Here is a 23,968-nt window from a genome sequence, read left to right on the forward strand (position 1 = left end):
TCGGATTAGTAATCGAGTTAGTAAGTAGTTTGCTCAAGCATGTCTAGCAAATATCGGCCATAGCCTGTTTTTTGCAACGGTTGCGCAAGAGTTTTGACTTGTTCGCGGTCAATCCAGCCACTGCGATAGGCGATTTCCTCTGGGCAAGCCACTTTCAGGCCCTGCCGACTTTCAATGGTGGCAATGAATTGGCTCGCTTCCAACATCGACTCATGAGTGCCGGTGTCCAGCCAGGCATAACCACGGCCCATGGTCTGGACATCCAGAGAGCTTTGCTGCAGATATACGTTGTTGACATCGGTGATTTCCAGCTCGCCTCGAGCGGACGGCTGAATGGTTTTGGCGATGTCGACGACTTGCTCATCGTAGAAGTATAAGCCGGTAACCGCGTAATGAGATTTGGGCTGTTTGGGCTTTTCTTCGATCGACAGCGCTTTGCCGCTGGCATCGAAATCGACCACGCCGTAACGCTCAGGATCGTGCACGCGATAAGCGAACACGCTGGCGCCGTTCGGCTTGGCGTTGGCGGCTTTGAGCAGGCCTGCGAAATCGTGGCCATAGAAGATGTTGTCGCCCAGCACCAGCGCGGAGGGCGCGCCATCCAAAAAGTCTTCGCCAATCAGGAAAGCCTGGGCCAGACCATCCGGACTCGGTTGAACCGCATACTGCAGACGAATGCCCCACTGGCTGCCATCGCCCAGCAACTGTTCGAAGCGGGGAGTATCTTGCGGGGTGGAGATGATCAGAATGTCCTGAATCCCGGCCAGCATCAGCGTGGTCAGGGGATAGTAGATCATCGGCTTGTCGTAGATCGGCAGCAGTTGTTTGCTGACGGAGATGGTGGCCGGGTAGAGGCGGGTGCCAGAGCCCCCAGCGAGGATGATGCCTTTGCGAGCTTTGCTCATGAATATTCCTTTAATACTATTCTGCTTCACGTTGCTGCCATAGCGCAGCGAGAACGGTGTCCACGCCGTCTTGCCATGCAGGAAGCGTGATGCTGAAATCGGCTTTTAGTTTGGCGCAGTCCAGACGCGAGTTGGCAGGGCGCTTGGCCGGCAGCGGGTAAGCTTCGGTGGGAATGCCCAGTACGGCATCGGGAGCCAGCGTCAGCGGAAAGCCGAGCTTGCTGGCTTGACCGATCAGATATTGGGCGTAGCCGTGCCAGCTGGTTTCACCAGAGGCGACCAGATGGTAAGTGCCGAAGGGGCTGCGTTCGCCGTCGCTGAGATAGCGTTGAATCAGTCGCGCCGTGGTGTTTGCGATCAAGGCGGCGGAAGTGGGCGCGCCGACTTGGTCGGCGACCACCTTCAGTTCCGAGCGTTCGCTGGCCAATCGGAGCATGGTCTTGAGGAAGTTCGCGCCATGCGCGCCGAATACCCAACTGGTGCGCAAGATCCAATGGCGCGGTGCTGTCGCCCGCACGGCTTGCTCACCCAGCCATTTGCTTTGACCGTACACGGATTGCGGGTCTGCGGCATCCTCTTCGCGCCATGCGGACTCTCCCCGACCATTAAAGATGTAATCGGTGGAGTAATGAATCAGCAAAGCGCCATGTTTCGCCGCCCAATGCGCCATCGCTTCGGGCGCCGCGGCATTGACCGCTTGGGCGACATCGGGCTCGCTTTCTGCTTTGTCGACGGCAGTATAGGCGGCGGGATTGACGATGATGTCCGGGCGGTGCGTCTCCAGAACGGTCTGGATGGCATGGGCGTCGGTAAGGTCCATGCCTTCGCGGTCCAGCGCGATCAGCTCGCCCAGCGGCGCCAGCGCGCGTACAAGCTCATGTCCGACCTGGCCATTTTTGCCGGTGATCAGAATGCGAGTCATGCAGGTCGACCGTATTGTTGATCAATCCAGTCGCGATAGTGGCCGCTGGTGACGTTGTCTACCCACTGAGGATTGTCCAGATACCACTGCACGGTCTTGCGAATGCCGCTTTCAAAGGTTTCCGCTGGTTTCCAGCCCAGTTCGCGTTCGAGCTTGCGCGCGTCGATGGCATAGCGGCGGTCGTGGCCGGGACGGTCTTGCACAAAGGTGATCTGCGATGCGTAGTGCTCGCCGTCGGCACGGGGCTTGAGCTCGTCCAAAATGGCGCAAATGGTTTGCACCACGTCGAGATTGGCTTTCTCGTTCCAGCCGCCGACATTATAGGTTTCGCCGAGTTTGCCGGCTTCCAGCACGCGGCGGATGGCGCTGCAATGGTCTTTGACGTACAGCCAATCGCGCACTTGCTGACCGTCGCCGTAAATTGGCAACGGCTTGCCGGCCAGGGCATTGAGAATGACCAGCGGGATCAGTTTTTCAGGGAAATGGTAGGGGCCGTAATTATTGCTGCAATTGGTGGTCAGCACCGGCAGACCATAGGTGTGATGCCAGGCGCGCACCAAGTGGTCTGATGCCGCTTTGGAAGCGGAGTAGGGACTGTTCGGCTCATAGCGGTTGGTTTCTGCGAAGGGCGGGTCTTCCTGCGACAGCGTGCCGTAGACTTCGTCGGTGGAGACGTGCAGGAAGCGGAAGGCGGTTTGACGCTCGGTATCCAGGTTATTCCAATAAGCGCGCACGCTTTCCAGCAGGTTGAAGGTGCCGACGATATTGGTCTGGATGAAGTCGCCGGGGCCGTGGATGGAACGGTCGACATGGCTTTCCGCCGCGAAGTTGACGATGGTGCGGGGTTGATGTTCGTTCAGAAGCTTCTCAAGCAGGGTGCGATCGCCAATACTGCCATGCACGAAGATGTGTTTGGCATTATTTTTGAGGGATACGAGCGTATCAAGATTGCCTGCATAGGTCAGGGCGTCGAGATTGATAACGGTTTCATTGTGTTCGGCTAACCAGTCGAGTACGAAGTTGCCGCCGATGAAGCCGGCGCCGCCGGTGACGAGAATAGTCATAATGATCTCAATAAATATAAAAAGGTGTGATTTGCTTGAAAAATAATAGCGATCACATGTATTAGATGCTTTTTAATTGGAACCAACAACCCATGCCATCGTTGATTTGATTCCATCTTCGATTGCTATTTCTGGTTGCCAGAGAAGCTCAGTCTTTGCAAGCTTATTGCATAGTATGTTGCTTTTAACATCAAATGATCTCTGTTCAAGATAATTTACGGTTATTTTACGTCCTAGTGCTTTTTCAATTGCTAATGCAAGATCAGTAAGGGTAACACCACTCCCTGAGCTAATATTGAATATTGAAGCATTGCCAGAATATTTAATAGCCTTGATTACTGATTTTGCAACATCTCTTACGTGTATGTAGTCCCTGCAAATTAGACCATCGCCCCAAATCTCAATTGGCTGATCATTTATTGCTTTATTTAAGAAAACACCAATGGCTCCTTGCATGGAACCGATTTGCTGACGTTCACCGTAGGGGTTTGAAACTCTTAGTATGATAGGTTTTATGTTAAATAATTTACAATACATTAGTAAATATTTCTCAATGGCTAGTTTAACTATTCCATAAGAAACAATAGGATTGGTTGGGTGTTTTTCATCTATGGGTAAGTATGTGGGCTCACCATAGACAGTTCCTCCCGAGGAAATAAATATAACTCTCTTTACAGAGGATTTTTCTAATTTTGATAGTAACTTTACTGTGTTAATCAGGTTTGACTCTATATCAAATATAGGGTCCTTGTTAGAAGTGCTTGGATGAGTTGTCGATATTAGGTGAATGATAGTTTCCACGCCGTCAAGACACTCAATATCTTGATCAAGACTGTGAAAGTCACCAGAAAACCATTTTATGTTTTCAGATTCTAAAAAATTTCGATAGGGTTTGGTTTTGTAATGTTCGAATACATTTACGCCGTATCCATTGGATAAAAGCTGATCACATATAGCAGACCCAATAAAACCTCCGCCGCCAAGTACTAAGCATTGCATAAGAGTTCACCTAATAAATTAAAGTTATAGTTTATTATCATTCTGGATAAGGTTTTGATAGATTGAGTTGTATTTGTTGAACATAATCTCAGGGTTGAATTTCTCACTTGCGGAAATTACATTCTCTATAATCGGGGCAAAATAATCTTTATCGTTTGCAAGCTTTACAATTTCATTGGCAAAATCCTCTACAGGTATTTCCCAATTGTCCAATTGAATTACTTTTCCAGCAAGCCCATTTTCTGCACTTAGCATTTCTTCAACTTGACCAACATTACTGGCAAGAACTGGTCTTCCACTAAGTAGGCAATCTATCAATGCTAGAGGGTAGCTCTCTCCTTTGAATCTGCTCGGTAGAAGACCCATGTCTGCCATTGAAAAATAGCTTCTTATATTGCTTCGAAAACCAAGCAAATGGATATATGGAGGTAAGTCATTTTTTAACCTATCATGCTCCGGGCCATTACCAATAATAATGAGGTGAATTTCTCGCTCAGATTTTGAGTGTGCAATTTTAACTGCGTTGATGGCTTCTTCCCACCCCTTTTCGGGGACGCCACGAGCAACCATACATAACAAAAAAGCATCATCAGGGATTGAGTAAATGGCTCTATTCTTTTTATCTACTTCATAAACAGGTAATGCATTTTCAATTTTCCTAGCATTTTTTTGATCAAGAAAATCTCCAGAAAAAGCAGATTTATTTTTCTCTGCTGTGTAAACAAGATGATCCAGTTTATTTTTCAGAATCGGCATGATTTGCTTGAGATTGTCTTTCTCCATCATCTCATACATCCCATGGGTGGTGATGACTAGCTTTATATTGGGGCTTCCATTTAGTAAGCTAGATAATAAAACATCTACCCATGCATGGTGAGAATGCGCAACATCAATTGCAAGGTCATTCAACTGAGGGTAAAGATCAGTCCAATTCTCAACCTCTAATACAGGAATATCTTTTTTTAACAATGCTAGAATATCATTATTGGTTTTTTCTTGATTACAATTTAAAAATGTTACACTATAGCCATGATCTTTTAATATATTCGCAAGTGTAATTGGAAATGTTTCACCTCCACCAGGTATTATGGCATAGCCAGCCATTAAGATATTCCCTTTGAAAGGAATAACTTCAGACCGAATAGTGTCTGGATTGTAAAGGCTTAAGAACTCAGTCTCTGTATTTTGGCCTCGTTTGGTTATCCAGTGGTGATAAAGTCTTTCATGCTGAGCTTTAACTGCTTCAGGAGATATCCAATACTTTTCAAGTAACGTCTTCAGAACAAGAGAGTGTTCTTGGTAATATATATTTTCAGACTGAGCTGTGACTGATGTGTTTTTACTATGTTGCCTGTAATAGTTGGTTGAATTCTTTGAGTATGCGACTAGACCACCTTGTGCGATAGTTAGATAAAATATCCAATCGCCGCATAAGCGCATGCTTTTCCAATTTTGATCATCAAATAGGCTGATACTCCCGCTGTTTCTAAAAATAGCGCTACTAACATTGGGGATGATATTTAGCACACCCCATGCCTGATTTACTAGTGTATGCGCTGATTTGATGAAATTATTTTCAGCAATGTTGATGTTGGCGCTTTGGAAATATGATTCAATCGACCATGCAATATCTCCATTTTTACCATTTACAAAATCAGTTCTACAAAATGCAATATTGACTGCTTTGTTCTCAAAGTATGGTACTAAATCAGAAAGAAAATTTGGAGTGCAAAAGTCATCGCTTTCAGCAATCCAAATAATATCGCCCTTTGCTATCTCAATGCCTTTTTTCCACTGATTAAAAACACCGCCTGAATTCTTCTCATTTATGACTAATTTTGTTTGGTTAGAGTACTGATCGGCATAGGCTTTTAATACTTGGATGCTGTCGTCTTTTGAGCAGTCGTCCAGTAAAATTACTTCAAAATTCTTATAATCTTGAGCGTAGATTGATTTAAGCCTACTTTCCAAATACTGAGCATGGTTATAGTTGGGTACAATAATTGAAACTAGTGGGCAATATTCAATGTTATTTTTTATATTGTATAGTGGGTCTGATATTTCGCTAAGTTTGGCATTGTTGGTTTTTTGCTGAAGTCCAGAAAAAAAGCGGACTTTTTTTATAATCCCAGAGATGCCTTCTATTTTATAAAGAGAGCGTGTCTTTTTCAGAACAGTATAAAACGAGCCATAGTACTTTATCGCTTTAAGCCCTGATGCAATAAATATCCTCGATGAGGAGGCTATTCTTTTAATTCTTTTCATTTTATTCTTGAGGGTGTTCCATGGCGTTGTAGATATGTCCTGCAGTTCATTTTGCAAATCGACAATCGTTTTATTAAGCTTGCCAAGATGAGAAATAAGGTTATTTTTTTCAGCAACTGTAAGCGTTAATGAGTCTGTTGTGTTTGTTAATGATTTTTTTAATTCATTGGTTTCAGTACTTACTAGATTAAGAGTGCTTTTTATTGAGTTGTTATGTTCTTTTAATTGCGAGATTTCCTCATTTTTTAAATCTAAAATTGTTTCATTTTCATTTATTATATTATTTATTTTCTTGGTTAGATCTTGTATGGACGCTTGGCTTGCAGTGATAGTTTCATCTCGTATTTGTATACCTTTTTGCAAATCTTTCGTCCAGCTAATGATTTCATCAAGTTGTGTATTTATATTTTCAATGTATTGAATTTTTTGACTAATTTCTGAGTCGCGCTGATCAATTCCTTTTCTCAAATCGCTTGCCCAATTTGTTAGGATACGGTTTGACGTAATAAGATCATAATGATCTGAAATATATATGGACGATCTGTGCTCTGGTAGAGCGTTTTCTGAGGAAGCGCAAAGAGCAATGTAATATACAGGTTGGTGTATATTTAAGCCTGCCTTGGGAAGCTTCTCTTTTTCTTCGTGAACTGCAAAAAACTCATTTTTAGCCGTATTTAAGTCAGATATAAATGAGGCGGCATTAATTCTTTGAGAAAGATATTTTATGCTTGAAAATTCGTTTGCTAACAGGTCGTTGAATTCGTCAAGATCTAATTCTTTTAAATGGTATTGGTTATGCTCTGGATTTATTTCTGAAAAAATAGTCCTATTCGGAGAGGAAATGCAAGCAAACCCCTCTGGCCGAAGCACTCTGGATATTTCAGAAAGCATTTCTTTTTGCTCAAGCAAGTGCTCTATTGTTTCATAGGAGACTACGATGTCGAAATAATTGTCTGGAAAAGGAATCTTCGTAACACTACCCTCGATGAAGTTAATATTTTTTTCATCAGAAGTATAGTGCGTCTTGGCATAGTCTACAGCTTCGCTGGAAATATCTACGCCGAAAACCATTTTCGCACCTGCATGATAGAGTACATTACTCCCATAACCAGTGCCGCAGGCTATATCCAGTACTACTTTATCTTTAACAAACGGTGAAATTAATGCGTAGCGATGATAGTGTTCGAGACGGATCTCTCCATCAAGATTTGGTACGAAACGTTCTCCAGTAAATTCCATCAAATAACCTCAATTTCTATGTTTTTCATATCTAGTCCAATGATGCCAAGGCATACTGAACTCGCATGAACTTTAAATATTAACGCATCATGCATCCAATTAAGCTGGATGTGGCTTTCTTGTGTACCTTCCGCAATAGCAGGTGATATCGAATAGTCGCCTGTTGGGAGAATTGGTAGTCTAAATGAGAAATTAGCCATGAAAGTAGAATTATGGTTAATTTCGATATTGGTATCCATGTACTTTAGATAAGTATTATCAGCAAATATTACTTGGCCAAGTCTATCTTTTATTTGGAATCCTACGATTGGATTAAGTAGGTCGCGCTCAGCCAAGCATTCAACGACCAAACAAACAGAGTCTCCCCCTGTTAGGGTCGATATAATTTCACCTGCAGAGTTCTTGAAGTACGTGTTGATTATTTTCGCACCACCAGCACCAAAATAGCCAACTTCCTCTTTGAATTTGAAAACCTTAATATCATTTCTCAGTGTCGAATTTTCATAGAGACTCTCTCTGCAATCCCGACTATCTTCCTCTTCTTTTTCCGTTGCGGTAGTGTTTATATTTTTACTCTTATATTGAGTGTTTTGATCATAAAGTGATGCTAGATAGTTTTGGGTGACCTCTTTGGGCGTGCCTATTTGTCGGATCTCTCCGCGATCTACCCAAATGGCTTTATTGCATAAGTTTGTAACGGCACCAGTGTCATGGCTACAAAAGACAAGAGTTCCGTCATTGGAAATGAATTGCCGTAAAAATCTCATGCATTTTTGTACGAAGTATGCATCACCAACTGATAAGGCCTCATCAATAATGAGAATATCTGCCTTTACATGAGCAACAACTGAAAAGGCTAGTCTTACAAACATACCGCTAGAGTAGGTTTTTACTGGTTGATCTATGAAATCATGAATTTCAGAGAAATCAATAATGCTTTGAAAAGCATTGTCAGTTTCTTTTTTAGTAAGACCATAAAGTGAAGCTGCTAGATAGACATTTTCACGTCCAGTAAACTCGGGATTAAATCCAGCACCTAGCTCTAATAATGCTGCAATTTTGCCATTGGTTACGACGCTACCTTGAGTAGGGCTAAGGGTGTGGCAAATTAGTTGCATTAAAGTGGATTTTCCACTTCCATTCTTCCCTACAATTCCTACTGTTTCACCCTTATTTATGGTAAAGCTTGCACTTTTTAACGCCCAAAATTCTTTGGAATTGGCTTTTCTTTTTAATATTGGAAATAAAGAAAAGAATCTATGTGAAGCACTTTTGTAAAGTGTGTAGCATTTTCCAAGGTTTGATACTTGAATTAATTCGTTATTAGATAACATCGGAAAATCCTACTTTTGTCTTTAAAAAAAACTTATGCCCCAGAAAGGCTAGTAAAATGGATGCAAAAAGATATATGAAGTAGCTTTCTGGGTTTGGAGCGACACCCCAGTATAATGCGCTTCTGAGCTGATCAACAGGTATGGTCAGCGGGTTTAAATATATGTAGGAAGCAATATCCTTTGGCAGTACTTGAATGGGGTAGAATATTGGAGATATAAACATCAACCCTGTCAAAAACACCCCGAGAAATTGATTTACATCTCGGAAGTAGACTCCGACGGCGGCGAGAAATGAAGTAACGCCATAAGTCAACAAGGCAATCGGTATGAGGATTGCTGGTAAAAAAAGTACTGTAAGCGGGGGTAAACCTACCAACAAAATATAAAAGAGAATCCAAACGCCGATTGCGATAACCATATTTATAAATGCGGATACTACAATCACGAGAGGAAGCAGCTGCAATGGAAAAATTACCTTTTTAACGTAATTTGTATTGCTTATTATTACGGATGGAGCTTTAGATAAGCACTCTGATACAAAGTTGAAAATTATCAAACCGGCAAAAAGTATTAGAGCATATTCACCGTGAGATGTGCTTTTCACTCCCCATTTTGCTTGCAAAATACTACCAAATACAAAGGTGTATATTACAAGCATTAAAATGGGCTGCAGAAAAATCCATGCAGCGCCTACGGTAGACCCTCGATACTTTGTAGCTATCTCTCGTGTTACAAGAGATTTTGTTATATAGAAGAAATTAGATTTTCCATCTAATGCCATTTTTTTTCCTTGCTGCATTAAATATTATCAGAGTGAATGATCAGTGCTTGATCATGTCTAGCAAATATCGGCCATAGCCTGTTTTTTGCAACGGTTGCGCAAGAGTTTTGACTTGTTCGCGGTCAATCCAGCCACTGCGATAGGCGATTTCCTCTGGGCAAGCCACTTTCAGGCCCTGCCGACTTTCAATGGTGGCAATGAATTGGCTCGCTTCCAACATCGACTCATGAGTGCCGGTGTCCAGCCAGGCATAACCACGGCCCATGGTCTGGACATCCAGAGAGCTTTGCTGCAGATATACGTTGTTGACATCGGTGATTTCCAGCTCGCCTCGAGCGGACGGCTGAATGGTTTTGGCGATGTCGACGACTTGCTCATCGTAGAAGTATAAGCCGGTAACCGCGTAATGAGATTTGGGCTGTTTGGGCTTTTCTTCGATCGACAGCGCTTTGCCGCTGGCATCGAAATCGACCACGCCGTAACGCTCAGGATCGTGCACGCGATAAGCGAACACGCTGGCGCCGTTCGGCTTGGCGTTGGCGGCTTTGAGCAGGCCTGCGAAATCGTGGCCATAGAAGATGTTGTCGCCCAGCACCAGCGCGGAGGGCGCGCCATCCAAAAAGTCTTCGCCAATCAGGAAAGCCTGGGCCAGACCATCCGGACTCGGTTGAACCGCATACTGCAGACGAATGCCCCACTGGCTGCCATCGCCCAGCAACTGTTCGAAGCGGGGAGTATCTTGCGGGGTGGAGATGATCAGAATGTCCTGAATCCCGGCCAGCATCAGCGTGGTCAGGGGATAGTAGATCATCGGCTTGTCGTAGATCGGCAGCAGTTGTTTGCTGACGGAGATGGTGGCCGGGTAGAGGCGGGTGCCAGAGCCCCCAGCGAGGATGATGCCTTTGCGAGCTTTGCTCATGAATATTCCTTTAATACTATTCTGCTTCACGTTGCTGCCATAGCGCAGCGAGAACGGTGTCCACGCCGTCTTGCCATGCAGGAAGCGTGATGCTGAAATCGGCTTTTAGTTTGGCGCAGTCCAGACGCGAGTTGGCAGGGCGCTTGGCCGGCAGCGGGTAAGCTTCGGTGGGAATGCCCAGTACGGCATCGGGAGCCAGCGTCAGCGGAAAGCCGAGCTTGCTGGCTTGACCGATCAGATATTGGGCGTAGCCGTGCCAGCTGGTTTCACCAGAGGCGACCAGATGGTAAGTGCCGAAGGGGCTGCGTTCGCCGTCGCTGAGATAGCGTTGAATCAGTCGCGCCGTGGTGTTTGCGATCAAGGCGGCGGAAGTGGGCGCGCCGACTTGGTCGGCGACCACCTTCAGTTCCGAGCGTTCGCTGGCCAATCGGAGCATGGTCTTGAGGAAGTTCGCGCCATGCGCGCCGAATACCCAACTGGTGCGCAAGATCCAATGGCGCGGTGCTGTCGCCCGCACGGCTTGCTCACCCAGCCATTTGCTTTGACCGTACACGGATTGCGGGTCTGCGGCATCCTCTTCGCGCCATGCGGACTCTCCCCGACCATTAAAGATGTAATCGGTGGAGTAATGAATCAGCAAAGCGCCATGTTTCGCCGCCCAATGCGCCATCGCTTCGGGCGCCGCGGCATTGACCGCTTGGGCGACATCGGGCTCGCTTTCTGCTTTGTCGACGGCAGTATAGGCGGCGGGATTGACGATGATGTCCGGGCGGTGCGTCTCCAGAACGGTCTGGATGGCATGGGCGTCGGTAAGGTCCATGCCTTCGCGGTCCAGCGCGATCAGCTCGCCCAGCGGCGCCAGCGCGCGTACAAGCTCATGTCCGACCTGGCCATTTTTGCCGGTGATCAGAATGCGAGTCATGCAGGTCGACCGTATTGTTGATCAATCCAGTCGCGATAGTGGCCGCTGGTGACGTTGTCTACCCACTGAGGATTGTCCAGATACCACTGCACGGTCTTGCGAATGCCGCTTTCAAAGGTTTCCGCTGGTTTCCAGCCCAGTTCGCGTTCGAGCTTGCGCGCGTCGATGGCATAGCGGCGGTCGTGGCCGGGACGGTCTTGCACAAAGGTGATCTGCGATGCGTAGTGCTCGCCGTCGGCACGGGGCTTGAGCTCGTCCAAAATGGCGCAAATGGTTTGCACCACGTCGAGATTGGCTTTCTCGTTCCAGCCGCCGACATTATAGGTTTCGCCGAGTTTGCCGGCTTCCAGCACGCGGCGGATGGCGCTGCAATGGTCTTTGACGTACAGCCAATCGCGCACTTGCTGACCGTCGCCGTAAATTGGCAACGGCTTGCCGGCCAGGGCATTGAGAATGACCAGCGGGATCAGTTTTTCAGGGAAATGGTAGGGGCCGTAATTATTGCTGCAATTGGTGGTCAGCACCGGCAGACCATAGGTGTGATGCCAGGCGCGCACCAAGTGGTCTGATGCCGCTTTGGAAGCGGAGTAGGGACTGTTCGGCTCATAGCGGTTGGTTTCTGCGAAGGGCGGGTCTTCCTGCGACAGCGTGCCGTAGACTTCGTCGGTGGAGACGTGCAGGAAGCGGAAGGCGGTTTGACGCTCGGTATCCAGGTTATTCCAATAAGCGCGCACGCTTTCCAGCAGGTTGAAGGTGCCGACGATATTGGTCTGGATGAAGTCGCCGGGGCCGTGGATGGAACGGTCGACATGGCTTTCCGCCGCGAAGTTGACGATGGTGCGGGGTTGATGTTCGTTCAGAAGCTTCTCAAGCAGGGTGCGATCGCCAATACTGCCATGCACGAAGATGTGTTTGGCATTATTTTTGAGGGATACGAGCGTATCAAGATTGCCTGCATAGGTCAGGGCGTCGAGATTGATAACGGTTTCATTGTGTTCGGCTAACCAGTCGAGTACGAAGTTGCCGCCGATGAAGCCGGCGCCGCCGGTGACGAGAATAGTCATTGAAGCTTCCTGTGATAACGATTCGGCAAATGTGCTATGCCGTGTTCTGTGTAATCCATGTTTTCCACATCTTCAGTAGCATGAGTGGATAGCATTCAATCAAGTTCCGCAGCCTGATCGATGTCTGTGACCATGTCAGCCTGCTCGTATGCGAGGGTTGGACATGGAGCATCATGGGCTGCTTTTGAAACAACCTTATAATTTTATAGGCTTTGAAAGAGTAGGGCAAAAATTCAGTGAGTTAGATGAGAGTGTGAGGAGAGGAGTCGCATGCATAGTGACAAATATGATCCCTTCGTCAATATTGAGGAAATGAATTTGATGCAATTGAATGAACTGACCCAAGCCTTGGACGCCTTGCTGGAGCCTTGGCGCTACAAGGACTACGCGCCAAACGGCTTGCAAGTGGAGGGGCGAGGCGAGGTGCGCAAGATCGTGTTGGGTGTGACGGCTTCGCAAGCCTTGATCGACGCGGCTATCGCGCGCGGGGCCGACGCGATCCTGGTCCACCATGGCTATTTCTGGAAGGGAGAGGACGCGCGCATTTGCGGCATGAAGCGGCAGCGCATCCGCAGCCTGCTGCAGCATGATATCAGCCTGATCGCTTACCACCTGCCTTTGGACGGCCATCCCGAGCTGGGCAATAACGCGGCCCTGGGGAGGGTGCTGGGTTTAAAAGCCGAAGGCCAAGCTGGGGAGCAGAATCTATTATGGCATGGCGGATGGGAGGGAAAGGGCGATGCCGCTGAATTCGCCGCACATGTCGGACAAAGCTTGGGGCGCGATGCGCAATTGCTGGGCAGGAAGGATAAGCCGATTCGGCGCGTGGCCTGGTGCACCGGCGGCGCGCAGGGCTTCTTCGCAGACGCGATCGCGCTGGGCGTGGATGCCTTTATCACCGGCGAAGCATCGGAACAGAATTACCACATGGCGATGGAAAGCGATGTTGCATTCATCGCCGCCGGTCATCATGCCACGGAACGCTTTGGGATCCAGGCTTTGGGCGAGCATTTGCTGCGTTCCAACGGCATAAACGTCGAATTTGTTGACATAAATAACCCGGTTTAAGCATCTAGCCGGCGCCCTGGCCAATTTATTTGCATAGAAGCTTCAAGTCCCTACTAGTAATCGGGTAAAATCCTGCGTTTAGGGCTCGATTTCCACGATTGAGGATGACTGTAATGAGTGAACAACAAGTCGATACGGGGCGCCGTCGGTTCCTGACGGTCGCTTCCAGCGCTGTTGGGGGTGTCGCGGTAGTCGGCGCTGCCACGCCTTTCTTCTTGAGCTTCTTCCCGTCCGAAAGGGCGAAAGCGGCCGGGGCGCCTGTCGAAGTCGACATCGGCAAAATTGAACTGGGGCAAAAGATCAACGTTGAGTGGCGCGGCAAGCCGGTCTGGATTCTCAGCCGCACGCCGGAGCAGCTCAAGAACCTGCCCAAGAACGACCCCAAGCTGGTCGATCCGCAATCGGAAGTCGAGCAGCAACCGAAGTATTGCCAGAATGAGCATCGCTCCATCAAGCCCCAGTACTTGATCGCAGTCGGCATTTGCACCCACCTGGGCTGTTCGCCGACCTTCCGGCCGGATCTGGCGCCCGCCGATCTGGGACCGGAATGGCTGGGCGGCTTCTATTGCCCCTGCCATGGCTCCAAGTTCGACCTGGCCGCCCGCGTATTCAAGGGCGTGCCGGCTCCTAAGAACTTGGAAATTCCCCCGCACAAGTATATGTCCGACACTCGCCTGTTGATTGGCGACGACAAATAAGCTGAGGGCGCAAAATGAGCAAAGCACAAAAGCTGCTTAACTGGGTGGACGAGCGTTTCCCGCTGACGGCCTTGTGGGAAAGCCAATGGGGCAAATACGTCGCGCCCAAGAATTTCAACTTCTGGTATTTCTTTGGTTCGCTGGCCATGCTGGTGCTGGTGCTGCAGATCGTCACCGGCATCTTCCTGACCATGAACTACAAGCCGGACGGCACATTGAACGCCGCCGGCGTGCCGGTCGCCTTCGCCTCGGTGGAATACATCATGCGCGACGTGGCGGGCGGCTGGATCATCCGCTACATGCACTCCACCGGCGCCTCGATGTTCTTCGTCGTGGTGTATCTGCACATGTTCCGCGGCCTGATCTACGGCTCGTACAAGCAGCCGCGCGAGCTGGTGTGGGTGTTCGGCACCTTGATCTTCCTGTGCCTGATGGCCGAGGCCTTCATGGGCTATCTGCTGCCTTGGGGCCAGATGTCATTCTGGGGCGCGCAGGTGATCGTCAACCTGTTCGGCTCCATTCCTGTGATCGGTCCCGACCTGTCGGTGTGGATCCGCGGCGACTACGTGGTGTCCGACGCCACGCTGAACCGCTTCTTCGCGCTGCACGTGATCGCCGTGCCGCTGGTGCTGCTGGCGCTGGTAGTCGCCCACTTGATGGCGTTGCACGAAGTGGGTTCAAACAACCCGGACGGCGTGGAAATCAAGCAACAGCCCAAGGACCCGAACACCGGCCTGTACCTGGATGGCATTTATTCGCACCCGTACTACTCCATCAAGGACATCCTGGGTGTAGTGGTGTTCATGATCGTGTTCTCGGTGATCGTGTTCTTCCTGCCGGAAATGGGCGGCTACTTCCTCGAGCACCCGAACTTCGACCAGGCTGACCCGTTGAAGACGCCGCCGCATATCGCGCCGGTATGGTACTTCACCCCGTTCTACGCCATTCTGCGCGCCGTGCCGTCGTTCGCCGGCACCCAGGTGTGGGGCGTGCTGGCGATGGGCGCGGCGGTGGTGCTGATCGCCTTCCTGCCGTGGCTGGACCGCTCGCCGATCAAGTCCATCCGCTACCGGGGTCCGAAGTTCAAGGTCGCGCTGATCCTGTTCATCGCCGCCTTCATCGGTCTGGGCATTCTGGGCGCGTTGCCGCCGACTGGTTTGCGCACCGCGTTGTCGCAAATTTTCTCGGTGGTCTACTTTGCCTTCTTCCTGGGCATGCCGTTCTTTACCAAGAACGACGTGGGCAGCATCCCGGTGCCGGATCGCGTGACCGATACCAATGCCAAGCGCCAGATCCAGTTCCTGGTGATGGTCGCCGTGACCGTGTTCCTGGCCGCGCTGTTCGCCATGAACGTGTAAGCAAGGGGATAAGGAAAATGAACAACAAGATTCGAAACCTGATCGCCGCCGTCGCGTTGCTGTTGCCGTTCTCCGGCGCCGCGCTGGCCAATGAGGGCGGTCCCAAGCTGGATAAGGCGCCGATCGATCTGCAGGATACCGAAAGCCTGCAGCGCGGGGCGCAGATCTTCGTCAACTACTGCCTGTCCTGCCACTCGGCCAGCATGATGCGTTACAACCGTCTGGAGGATATTGGCCTGACCGAAGATCAGATCAAGTCCAATCTGCTGCCGGAAGGCGCCAAGATCGGCGATCAGATGAATATCGCGATGAACAAGCAGGACGCCAAGGCCTGGTTCGGCGCCGTGCCGCCGGATCTGTCCTTGATCGCCCGCTCGCGCGGCGCGGATTATCTGTACGGCTATCTGCGCGGCTTCTATCGCGATCCATCCCGTCCGACCGGCTGGAACAACCTGGTGTTCGACAAGGTGGGCATGCCGCACATCTTCTGGGAATGGCAGGGCGAGCAAGCGCTGAAGACGGTGAAGGATGCCGAAGGCAACGAGGAGCACAAGCTGGAGCTGGTCAAGGCGGGTAGCTTGACCAAGCTGGAAAACGGCAAGGCCAGCACCGTCGAGTACGATCGCCGGATGGCCGACCTGACCAACTTCCTGGTATTCATGGGCGAGCCGGCGGCAGTGAAGCGCCAGCAAATCGGCTATGTGGTGCTGATGTTCCTGGGCCTGCTGCTGTTCCCGCTGGTGTACTTGCTGAAGAAGGAATACTGGCGCGACGTGCATTAAGCACTGGATGCCGGATGAGAAACGGAGCCTGCGGGTTCCGTTTTTTTATAGTCAGACGACGCGGTTTGGCTATAGTGGGCAGGTCAAGCCGTGGAGCGACATGGAATGCGTGGGGGATGGTTGGGTCGGGCGGGGCTGTCGTTGTGGCTAGCGTTCCTGTCCTGGGGCGCGATGGCTGAGACTTTGAGGTTGGCGGCGACATGGCCGCCTTATTGCGGCGCCAAGCTGCCTGGCGGCGGCGTGCTGGTGAGCCAGGTTCGGTCGGCGATGGCCGCGGCGGGATTTCGAACCGAGGTGCTGTTCATGCCATGGAAGCGGGTACTGGCTAGCGTGGCATCGGGTGACGCGGATGGCGTGATAGGCGCTGAGTTGAGCGGCGCGACCCCGCCCAATGTGGCCGTCAGCGTCAAGCTGATGGAGGATAGGGAGTATCTCTTTCGGTTGAAACAAGAGACTTCCGCTCAATATGCTGCCTTGACCATGTTTCACGGCAAGCATGTCGGGGTGATGCGGGGCTCGGCAGTGCCAGAGTTGCGCGCCGCGGGCATGGTCATTGAAGAAGCGGATGATGACGCCGCCAATATCCGCAAGCTTGCGCATGGCCACCTGGATTTGATGCTGGCCAATGACGTGGTGATGGAAAAACTGGGCCGGGAAAAGCCGGATATCGCGCAGCGCTTGCAAAGGCTGGAGCCGCCGGTGTATCGCGATCCCTTATACCTGCTGCTATCCAAGCGGCTACGCGATTGGTCGGATGTTATGACCAAGTTCGATGCGAAATGGGTGGCTGCGGCAATTAGACGTTGAGATGTAAAATAGTGAAAATGCTGAAAATTTCTTTTAAAACATAATGTTATGTTGTTTTTGTGGAAACTGTTGATTCGAAAGTGATATACTTCAGCTCAATTTGACAACTTCTAGTCTTGCAAGGATTTCTAGCAATCATGATGACTCTTTACTCCGGAATCACCTGCCCGTTCAGTCAGCGCTGTCGCATTGTGCTTTTCGAAAAGGGAATGGATTTCGAAATCATTGATGTGGACATCCATAACAAGCCGGAAGATCTGGCTGTGATGAATCCGTACAACGAAGTGCCGGTGCTGGTCGAACGCGACCTGATCCTGCACGAGTCCAACATCATCAATGAATACATCGACGAACGTTTCCCGCATCCGCAGCTGATGCCGGCCGATCCGGTGATGCGCGCCCGCGCCCGCTTGTTCCTGCATCGTTTCGAGAACGAGCTGTTCATCCACGTGAAAACGCTGGAAGCCGGCGCCACCGGCAAGGAAGCCACCAAGGCTCGCGAAGCGATCCGCGACGGCCTGACCACCATCGCCCCGATCTTCGCCAAGCAGAAATTCATGCTGGGCGACGACTTCTCGATGATCGACGTGGCCATCGCGCCGCTGATGTGGCGCCTGGAGCACTACAACATCGATCTGGGCAAGAGCGCCGCGCCTATCCTGAAGTACGCCGAGCGCATTTTCCAGCGCCAGTCCTTCATTGATTCGCTGACGCCGTCCGAAAAGGCGATGCGCAAGTAAGGGAACGCGATGAGCTCCAGCACCAAGCCCTATATGATCCGCGCGCTGCATCAATGGTGCAGCGACAACGGCCATACGCCCTATATCGTGGTCTGGGTGGACGACAAGACCGATGTGCCGCGCGAATTCGTCAAGAACAACGAAATCGTGCTGAACATCGCCTACTCGGCCACCAAGAATCTGCAGATCGAAAACGACTGGATTTCCTTCTCCGCCCGTTTTGGCGGCGTGTCGCGCGATCTGTGGGTGCCGGTGGGCAATGTGATGTCCGTCTTCGCCCGCGAAACCGGCGAGGGCATGGGCTTCGAGGTGGAGCCGATGGCGGAGTCCGCCGGCTTGCATCCAGTCGAGGCAGAGGCCGTCAAGGACGAGCAGGGCGGGAACGATCCCGATCCGAATCGCCCCAGCGGCAGGCCCAGCCTGCGCATCGTCAAGTAAGCTTTGCTTGCTCTAGCGAGAAACCGGCGTTCGCGCCGGTTTTTCTTTGCCTGCTGTTTGTTGGCCGGCGCGGCAGCTTCCAGCAGCGCGTCTGATTGGCGCGCAGGCAAAAAAAAGGCTATGTCCCAATTCCGTGTTGGGAGCTATGCTGAATACAGTAGCAGACCGGGAGTCGCGCCATGGATGCCCAGAGTTTTCAGCGTTTTCTTGCCCAACTGGATCAGCTCACGCTCAAACAGAGGAGCTTGCTGTCTTCTGCGCTTAAACATCCCACTCACCATGACGCCATTCAGGACGCCTTGCCTGACCTGACGGCTTGCCCACACTGCCAGGCCGAGGCCAACCAGTTGGCGTTATGGGGCTGGAGCCGAGGCCTGCGGCGTTATCGCTGCAAACAGTGCCACCGGACCTGCAATGCCTTGTCGGGCAGTCCATTAGCCAAATTGCGCAAGGCCGATCGCTGGCTGAGCTACGCCCAAGCACTGCAGGATGGCTTGACCGTGCGAGCAGCCGCTCGTGCATGCGGCATCAGCAAGAACACGGCTTTCCTATGGCGGCATCGCTTCTTGCATCGCGCATCAGACCATCTGGCGGCGCAAGCCCGAGGCATCGTCGAAGTAGATGAAACCTTCATTCTGGAATCATTCAAAGGGCAGCGGTGCCTCCCCCGCGCGCCGCGCCAGCGGGGTGGCGTCAGCCAAACACGGGGAACCGGGCCGGATCAGATTCCCATCATGGTGGTGCAGGACCGAGAGGGACATATAGCGGACTTCAAGTTGAAGAAGCTCAATGGCGCTCATGTGGAAGCGGCTTTAGCCCCGTTGGTGGATAGCGACGCCATCCTGTGTTCGGACGGCGCAGCGGTGTACTCGACCTTTGCCAGGCAGCATGGCATTACCCATCGAGTCGTGCATGCCAAGACGGGACAGCGGGTACGCGAGGGGGCGTTCCATATCCAGCATGTGAATGCCTACCATAGCCGCTTGAAGCTTTGGATGGCTCGATTCCACGGGGTTGCCACCAAATACCTTGAAAACTATCTGGGGTGGCGACGGATGCTGGAGCGCTATCAGCAAACCATGCAGCCTTGCCACTGCTTGCAGGAGGCAGTGGGTCGTCCCTTGCAACACATTATTGGGACATAGCCAAAAAAAACGGGGCGCGAACGCCCCGAAAGTCCCTTACACAACAAACTTTGTCTGGCTGCGGGTTTATTCCACCCGCTCGCCGTGCAGCACTACGTCCAAGCCTTCGCGCTCTTCGTCTTCGGCCACGCGCAGGCCCAGGACCGCGCCCACCAGCTTGAGCAGAATGAAGGTGACCACGCCGCAGTAGACGATGGTGACGCCCACGCCCAGCGCCTGGGTGGCCAGGCTGCCGTCGGCGCCGCCGATGTCCTTGACGGCGAACACGCCGGTCAGCAGCGCGCCCAGAATCCCGCCCACGCCGTGGACGCCGAAAGCGTCCAGCGAGTCGTCATAGCCCAGCATGTGCTTCAGACCGGTGGCGCCCCAGAAACACACCACGCCGGCGGCCAAGCCGATGATCAGCGCGCCCTTGACGTCTACAAAGCCGGCTGCCGGGGTGATGGCGACCAGCCCCGCCACCGCGCCGGAGGCGATGCCCAGCACCGACGGCTTCTTCTTGGTGGCCCATTCGGCGAACATCCAGGCCAACGCGGCCATCGCGGTGGCCACCTGGGTGGTCACCATCGCCATCCCGGCGCGGCCGTCGGCGGCGCCGGCGGAGCCGGCATTGAAGCCGAACCAACCCACCCACAGCATGGACGCGCCAACCAGGGTCAGGATCAGGTTATGCGGCGGCATGGCTTCCTTGCCGAAGCCGACGCGCTTGCCCAATACCAGCGCGGTCACCAGGCCGGCCACGCCGGCGTTGATGTGCACCACGGTGCCGCCGGCGAAGTCCAGTACGCCCTTGTCGCCCATCCAGCCGCCCGGCGCCCATACCCAGTGCGCCACCGGTACGTAAACCAGCAGCGACCACAGCGCCATGAAAACCAGCATCGAGGAGAACTTCATCCGCTCGGCGAAGGCGCCGGTGATCAGCGCCGGGGTGATGATGGCGAAGGTCATCTGGAAGGTCATGAACACCGATTCCGGAATGGTGCCGGCCAGCGGATGCACGGCCAGCTTGCCGGCATCTTTCATGAACACCATGCCGTCCAGCAGAAAGCGGGACAGATCGCCGAGGTAGGGCGTGCCCACGGTGAAGGCCAGGCTGTAGCCGACCACGACCCACAGCACGGTCACCAGCGCGGTGATGGCGAAACTTTGCATCAGGGTGGCCAGCACGTTTTTCTTGCGGACCATGCCGCCGTAAAACAGCGCCAGGCCGGGGATGGTCATGAACAGGACCAGGGCGGTAGAGGTCAGCATCCAGGCGGTATCGCCGGAGTTGATGACTTTGACGGCGGCCACGGCCGGTCCCGCGGGCGCGTCGGCCAGCACGGGTAGAGACAGGGCGGAAAGGCCGGCAGCGAGTGCAGCGAGTTGCTTTTTCATTATGGTTTCCCCAGTGTGCGGCGGCGTGTCAGACGGCGTCGGCGCCGGTCTCGCCGGTGCGGATGCGGATCACTTGCTCCAGCTCGTAGACGAAGATCTTGCCGTCGCCGATTTTGCCGGTGCGGGCGGACTTCTCGATGGCTTCCACCACTTGGTCCAGCAGCGCGTCGTCGATGGCGATTTCCAGCTTGACCTTGGGCAGGAAGTCGACGACGTATTCGGCGCCGCGATACAGCTCGGTATGGCCTTTCTGGCGGCCAAAACCCTTGACTTCGGAAACGGTGATGCCTTGCACGCCGATGGCGGACAGGGCTTCTCGAACTTCATCCAGCTTGAACGGCTTGATGACGGCGGTGACGAGTTTCATGGCGGCTCCTTGGGTAGGGACGATGGCGGATGACTCCGTGCAAATGACTTACGCAGGAATCGTGCCAGGCGTGGGAGAACTCGCTAGGAAGTATGGTGCAGCGCAAAAAATAGTTGGGCTGTCCTTTGTAGCACTTTCCTTGTGCACCGGCCTGTTCTAGTCTGCACCTCTTTGGTGCGCGTTTTGCGTTGCATCATGTTCTCGTACTGGCGAGGCGGGATGGCCGAGGCGAGCGTAATGATCGGCAAGCGCGAGTTTCACGGCGGTTTTTGCTACACTCCGCATGACGTCTAGACACCGCAGGAGCGAAACCATGTTGAGCCAGAAACTGTTCGAAGAAATCAGCGCCAAAATCAGCGAAACCATCGCCGCCAGTCCGGCCAAGGACATTGAAAAGAACGTCAAGGCCATGATGGCGTCCACCTTCGCCAAAATGGATCTGGTCACCCGCGAGGAGTTCGATGTGCAGCAAGCGGTATTGGCCCGCACGCGCGAGAAGTTGGCGGCCCTGGAGTCGCGCTTGGCTCGCCTGGAAAGCGAGGTGTTTCCGGAAGAGGCCGCCGCCAATGTGGAGGCGCAGTCCGAGCTGGGCCATTCCTGAGCAAGGCCGGTGGCTTGAGGGGTGCGCCGCAAGGAGCGCGCTGGGGCTGCTTGCATGGCCTGGGCGATATGGCCGGCCTTTGCCATGCCCAGGCAGCTGAGCGCCGCGGGTGCGGTTTGGCGCCGCCTCGGCGCAAAGGGAATCCCGCATGACCGCCATTCATTTTGAGCCCGCCAGGGAGCAAGATGCCGAGGCCTTGGTGAGCTTGAGAATTGAAGCCATGCGCCCCAGCCTGGAGCGCATAGGCCGCTTCGACCCGCTGCGGGCCCGCGCTCGTTTTTTAGACGGCTTTGTTCCGCCCTGCGCCAGGCATATCGTGTGTGATGGCGAGCGCGTCGGCTTCGTGGTGGTGAAAGAGGGAGTGGGCGAGTGGCTGCTCGACCATCTGTATATCCGCCCCGACCGCCAGGGGCAAGGCATCGGGCATGCGGTATTGCAAAGCCTGTTCGCCGAGGCGGATGCGGCCGGGCGGCCGTTGCGGGTGGGCGCGCTGCGCGGCAGCGATTCGAACCGCTTTTATGTCAGACATGGCTTCAAACCCGTGGGGGAGTCCGAATTTGACATTTACTACCTCAGGCATCCAGGCTAGGACGACGCGCGCGAAAGAGGCGGCCTGATGTCGCTCGCCATTTTATACTGCCGTGCCCTGCAGGGCATGCAGGCGCCGGAAGTGACCGTAGAAGTGCATCTGGCCAATGGGCTGCCGCAATTCACCATCGTCGGTCTGCCCGAAACCGAGGTCAAGGAAAGCCGCGACCGGGTGCGGGCAGCCATCCAGACCAGCGGCTTCGAATTCCCCGCCCGCAAGATCACCGTCAATCTGGCCCCGGCGGATTTGCCCAAGGATTCCGGCCGTTTCGATCTGCCCATCGCCATCGGCATTTTGCTGGCGGCTGGGCAGGTAAAACATGAAGACATCTCCCAATTCGAATTCGCCGGCGAGCTGGCGCTGAGCGGCGCCTTGCGCCCGGTGCGCGGGGCTTTGGCCATGGCCTGTCATTGCCATGGGGCGGGGCGAGCCTTCATGCTGCCGACGGCCAGCGCGGCGGAGGCCGCGGTGTTGGGGAGCGCGATCATTCATCCCGTGGCGACGCTGGCGCAAGCATGCGCATGCCTGAATGGCTTGGAGACCATGCCGGTCTGCCGTTTGGCGCAGCCCGCAGAGGAGGCGGCGCTGCCCTTGTACCCGGATTTGCAGGATGTCAAAGGCCAGCATCTGGCCAGGACCGCATTGGAGGTCGCGGCAGCCGGCGGCCATAGCCTGCTGTTGATGGGGCCGCCCGGCACCGGCAAGTCGATGCTGGCCTCTCGGCTGCCGGGGCTGTTGCCGCCGTTGTCGGAGCGGGAGGCCCTGGAGAGCGCGGCGGTGCAGTCGCTGGGCAGCCAGGGGTTCGCCGCCGAGCGGTGGATGCAGCGACCCTTTCGCAATCCGCATCACACCTGCTCGCCCGCGGCCTTGGTGGGAGGCGGCAGCGATCCTAGGCCGGGAGAGATCAGCTTGGCCCATCACGGGGTGTTGTTTCTTGACGAACTGCCGGAGTTTGATCGCAAAGTTCTGGAGGTGTTGAGGGAACCTCTGGAGAGCGGCGTGATCCATATCGCTCGCGCGGCCCGTCAGGCCACCTTTCCCGCGCGCTTCCAGTTGGTGGCGGCAATGAATCCCTGTCCCTGCGGCTATTACGGCCATCCCTCCGGACGCTGCCGCTGCACGCCGGATCAGGTGGGGCGCTATCGCGGCAAGATCTCCGGTCCATTGCTGGATCGCATCGATTTGCAGGTGGAGGTGCCGGCTTTGAGCGTGGAGGAGCTGCAATCGGCGGCGCCGGGCGAGAGCAGCGGGCAGGTCAGGGCGAGGGTGGCGATTGCCAGGGAGAGGCAGTTGGCGCGGCAGGGATGCTTGAACGCCGCCTTGCAGGGACGGCAGCTGGAGTTGCAAACGGGCTGCAGCCAGGAGGCTCAGGCCGAGCTGGCGGCCATAATCCATAAGCTTGGCTTGTCGGCGCGGGCGTATCATCGGATACTGCGGGTTTCGCGCACCATTGCCGACTTATCGGGCGAAGAGCAAGTGAATCGGGGGCATGTTCTGCAAGCGATTCAACTGCGCCGCGTCATGCAAGCCAAGACTTGTTAAAATAGCGATAAAACACAACCCGGACGGCAAGATGCGTCCGTT

23 protein-coding genes are annotated in these 23,968 nt (G+C 53.2%); 11 read left to right on the forward strand and 12 right to left on the reverse strand.

From position 1 onward, the window contains the following. Window positions 1–17: 17 nt before the first annotated feature. The 10 genes from rfbA (NKT35_RS10875) to rfbB (NKT35_RS10920) all read right to left on the reverse strand — a co-directional run bounded on the left by rfbA (NKT35_RS10875) (window position 18) and on the right by rfbB (NKT35_RS10920) (window position 12,414). Window positions 18–905 (reverse strand): glucose-1-phosphate thymidylyltransferase RfbA, encoded by an 888-nt coding sequence (rfbA, locus tag NKT35_RS10875; protein WP_254301099.1) that lies wholly within the window; start codon window positions 903–905, stop codon window positions 18–20. Window positions 906–921: 16 nt separating this feature from the next. Continuing rightward, entirely contained in the window at window positions 922–1,827 is a 906-nt protein-coding gene (gene rfbD / locus NKT35_RS10880; RefSeq protein WP_254301100.1) for a dTDP-4-dehydrorhamnose reductase, read from the reverse strand. Then, window positions 1,824–2,891 (reverse strand): dTDP-glucose 4,6-dehydratase, encoded by a 1,068-nt coding sequence (rfbB, locus tag NKT35_RS10885; protein ID WP_254301102.1) that lies wholly within the window; start codon window positions 2,889–2,891, stop codon window positions 1,824–1,826. Before rfbB (NKT35_RS10885) ends, rfbD (NKT35_RS10880) begins: the two co-directional genes overlap by 4 nt. Before the next feature lie 72 nt (window positions 2,892–2,963). Then, window positions 2,964–3,890, reverse strand: coding sequence for an NAD-dependent epimerase/dehydratase family protein (locus NKT35_RS10890; RefSeq protein WP_254301107.1), 927 nt, complete (start codon window positions 3,888–3,890; stop codon window positions 2,964–2,966). A 24-nt stretch (window positions 3,891–3,914) separates the two neighbouring features. Next, on the reverse strand, window positions 3,915–7,394 hold the full coding sequence (locus NKT35_RS10895; protein WP_254301108.1) for a glycosyltransferase: 3,480 nt from the start codon (window positions 7,392–7,394) through the stop codon (window positions 3,915–3,917). Beyond that, window positions 7,394–8,728: an ABC transporter ATP-binding protein gene (locus NKT35_RS10900; protein ID WP_254301109.1), complete on the reverse strand. Its 1,335-nt coding sequence runs from the start codon at window positions 8,726–8,728 to the stop codon at window positions 7,394–7,396. The genes NKT35_RS10895 and NKT35_RS10900 overlap by 1 nt, the downstream gene beginning before the upstream one ends. Continuing rightward, window positions 8,718–9,509, reverse strand: coding sequence for an ABC transporter permease (locus NKT35_RS10905; RefSeq protein WP_254301111.1), 792 nt, complete (start codon window positions 9,507–9,509; stop codon window positions 8,718–8,720). The genes NKT35_RS10900 and NKT35_RS10905 overlap by 11 nt, the downstream gene beginning before the upstream one ends. 40 nt (window positions 9,510–9,549) lie before the next feature. After that, window positions 9,550–10,428, reverse strand: a complete 879-nt coding sequence (rfbA, locus tag NKT35_RS10910) for a glucose-1-phosphate thymidylyltransferase RfbA (protein ID WP_254301113.1) — start codon at window positions 10,426–10,428, stop codon at window positions 9,550–9,552. Between the two features lie 16 nt (window positions 10,429–10,444). Further along, on the reverse strand, window positions 10,445–11,350 hold the full coding sequence (gene rfbD / locus NKT35_RS10915) for a dTDP-4-dehydrorhamnose reductase (RefSeq protein ID WP_254301100.1): 906 nt from the start codon (window positions 11,348–11,350) through the stop codon (window positions 10,445–10,447). Further along, window positions 11,347–12,414 (reverse strand): dTDP-glucose 4,6-dehydratase, encoded by a 1,068-nt coding sequence (rfbB, locus tag NKT35_RS10920; RefSeq protein WP_254301102.1) that lies wholly within the window; start codon window positions 12,412–12,414, stop codon window positions 11,347–11,349. Before rfbB (NKT35_RS10920) ends, rfbD (NKT35_RS10915) begins: the two co-directional genes overlap by 4 nt. A gap of 321 nt (window positions 12,415–12,735) precedes the next feature. Here rfbB (NKT35_RS10920) and NKT35_RS10925 point away from each other — a divergent pair, with 321 nt between their 5' ends. From NKT35_RS10925 to NKT35_RS10960, 8 genes are all read left to right on the forward strand, one after another. After that, the gene (locus NKT35_RS10925; protein WP_254301374.1) at window positions 12,736–13,482 is read left to right on the forward strand and encodes a Nif3-like dinuclear metal center hexameric protein; all 747 of its coding nucleotides are present in this window, start codon (window positions 12,736–12,738) and stop codon (window positions 13,480–13,482) included. 113 nt (window positions 13,483–13,595) lie between these two features. Beyond that, complete coding sequence (gene petA / locus NKT35_RS10930; protein WP_254301114.1) at window positions 13,596–14,180, forward strand: ubiquinol-cytochrome c reductase iron-sulfur subunit; 585 nt, start codon at window positions 13,596–13,598, stop codon at window positions 14,178–14,180. 14 nt (window positions 14,181–14,194) lie between these two features. Further along, a complete protein-coding gene (locus tag NKT35_RS10935; protein WP_254301115.1) occupies window positions 14,195–15,538 on the forward strand; it encodes a cytochrome b in 1,344 nt (447 codons plus the stop codon). A gap of 17 nt (window positions 15,539–15,555) precedes the next feature. Further along, window positions 15,556–16,320, forward strand: a complete 765-nt coding sequence (locus NKT35_RS10940) for a cytochrome c1 (RefSeq protein ID WP_254301116.1) — start codon at window positions 15,556–15,558, stop codon at window positions 16,318–16,320. Window positions 16,321–16,461: 141 nt separating this feature from the next. Further along, entirely contained in the window at window positions 16,462–17,127 is a 666-nt protein-coding gene (locus NKT35_RS10945) for a substrate-binding periplasmic protein (RefSeq protein WP_254301118.1), read from the forward strand. Window positions 17,128–17,264: 137 nt separating this feature from the next. Beyond that, window positions 17,265–17,867, forward strand: a complete 603-nt coding sequence (locus tag NKT35_RS10950) for a glutathione S-transferase N-terminal domain-containing protein (protein ID WP_103318420.1) — start codon at window positions 17,265–17,267, stop codon at window positions 17,865–17,867. Between the two features lie 9 nt (window positions 17,868–17,876). Continuing rightward, window positions 17,877–18,305, forward strand: a complete 429-nt coding sequence (locus NKT35_RS10955; protein WP_254301119.1) for a ClpXP protease specificity-enhancing factor — start codon at window positions 17,877–17,879, stop codon at window positions 18,303–18,305. A 179-nt stretch (window positions 18,306–18,484) separates the two neighbouring features. Then, on the forward strand, window positions 18,485–19,450 hold the full coding sequence (locus NKT35_RS10960; protein WP_254293992.1) for an IS1595 family transposase: 966 nt from the start codon (window positions 18,485–18,487) through the stop codon (window positions 19,448–19,450). A 66-nt stretch (window positions 19,451–19,516) separates the two neighbouring features. Here NKT35_RS10960 and NKT35_RS10965 read toward each other — a convergent pair whose 3' ends face one another. Then, entirely contained in the window at window positions 19,517–20,827 is a 1,311-nt protein-coding gene (locus tag NKT35_RS10965; RefSeq protein ID WP_305883477.1) for an ammonium transporter, read from the reverse strand. Window positions 20,828–20,855: 28 nt separating this feature from the next. Next, window positions 20,856–21,194 (reverse strand): P-II family nitrogen regulator, encoded by a 339-nt coding sequence (gene glnK / locus NKT35_RS10970; protein ID WP_071112246.1) that lies wholly within the window; start codon window positions 21,192–21,194, stop codon window positions 20,856–20,858. A gap of 313 nt (window positions 21,195–21,507) precedes the next feature. Between glnK and NKT35_RS10975 the strand changes: the two genes are divergently transcribed. The 3 genes from NKT35_RS10975 to NKT35_RS10985 all read left to right on the forward strand — a co-directional run bounded on the left by NKT35_RS10975 (window position 21,508) and on the right by NKT35_RS10985 (window position 23,926). Continuing rightward, entirely contained in the window at window positions 21,508–21,795 is a 288-nt protein-coding gene (locus NKT35_RS10975; protein WP_254301121.1) for an accessory factor UbiK family protein, read from the forward strand. Between the two features lie 148 nt (window positions 21,796–21,943). Continuing rightward, window positions 21,944–22,384 carry a GNAT family N-acetyltransferase gene (locus NKT35_RS10980; protein ID WP_254301123.1) on the forward strand — a complete coding sequence of 147 codons (441 nt, stop codon included), beginning with the start codon at window positions 21,944–21,946 and terminating at the stop codon, window positions 22,382–22,384. 27 nt (window positions 22,385–22,411) lie between these two features. Beyond that, on the forward strand, window positions 22,412–23,926 hold the full coding sequence (locus tag NKT35_RS10985) for a YifB family Mg chelatase-like AAA ATPase (RefSeq protein WP_254301125.1): 1,515 nt from the start codon (window positions 22,412–22,414) through the stop codon (window positions 23,924–23,926). Window positions 23,927–23,968: the final 42 nt, after the last annotated feature.

Origin of the sequence: Chromobacterium sp. IIBBL 290-4, from assembly GCF_024207115.1 — a bacterium.
In the GTDB taxonomy this organism is placed as follows: Bacteria; Pseudomonadota; Gammaproteobacteria; order Burkholderiales; family Chromobacteriaceae; genus Chromobacterium.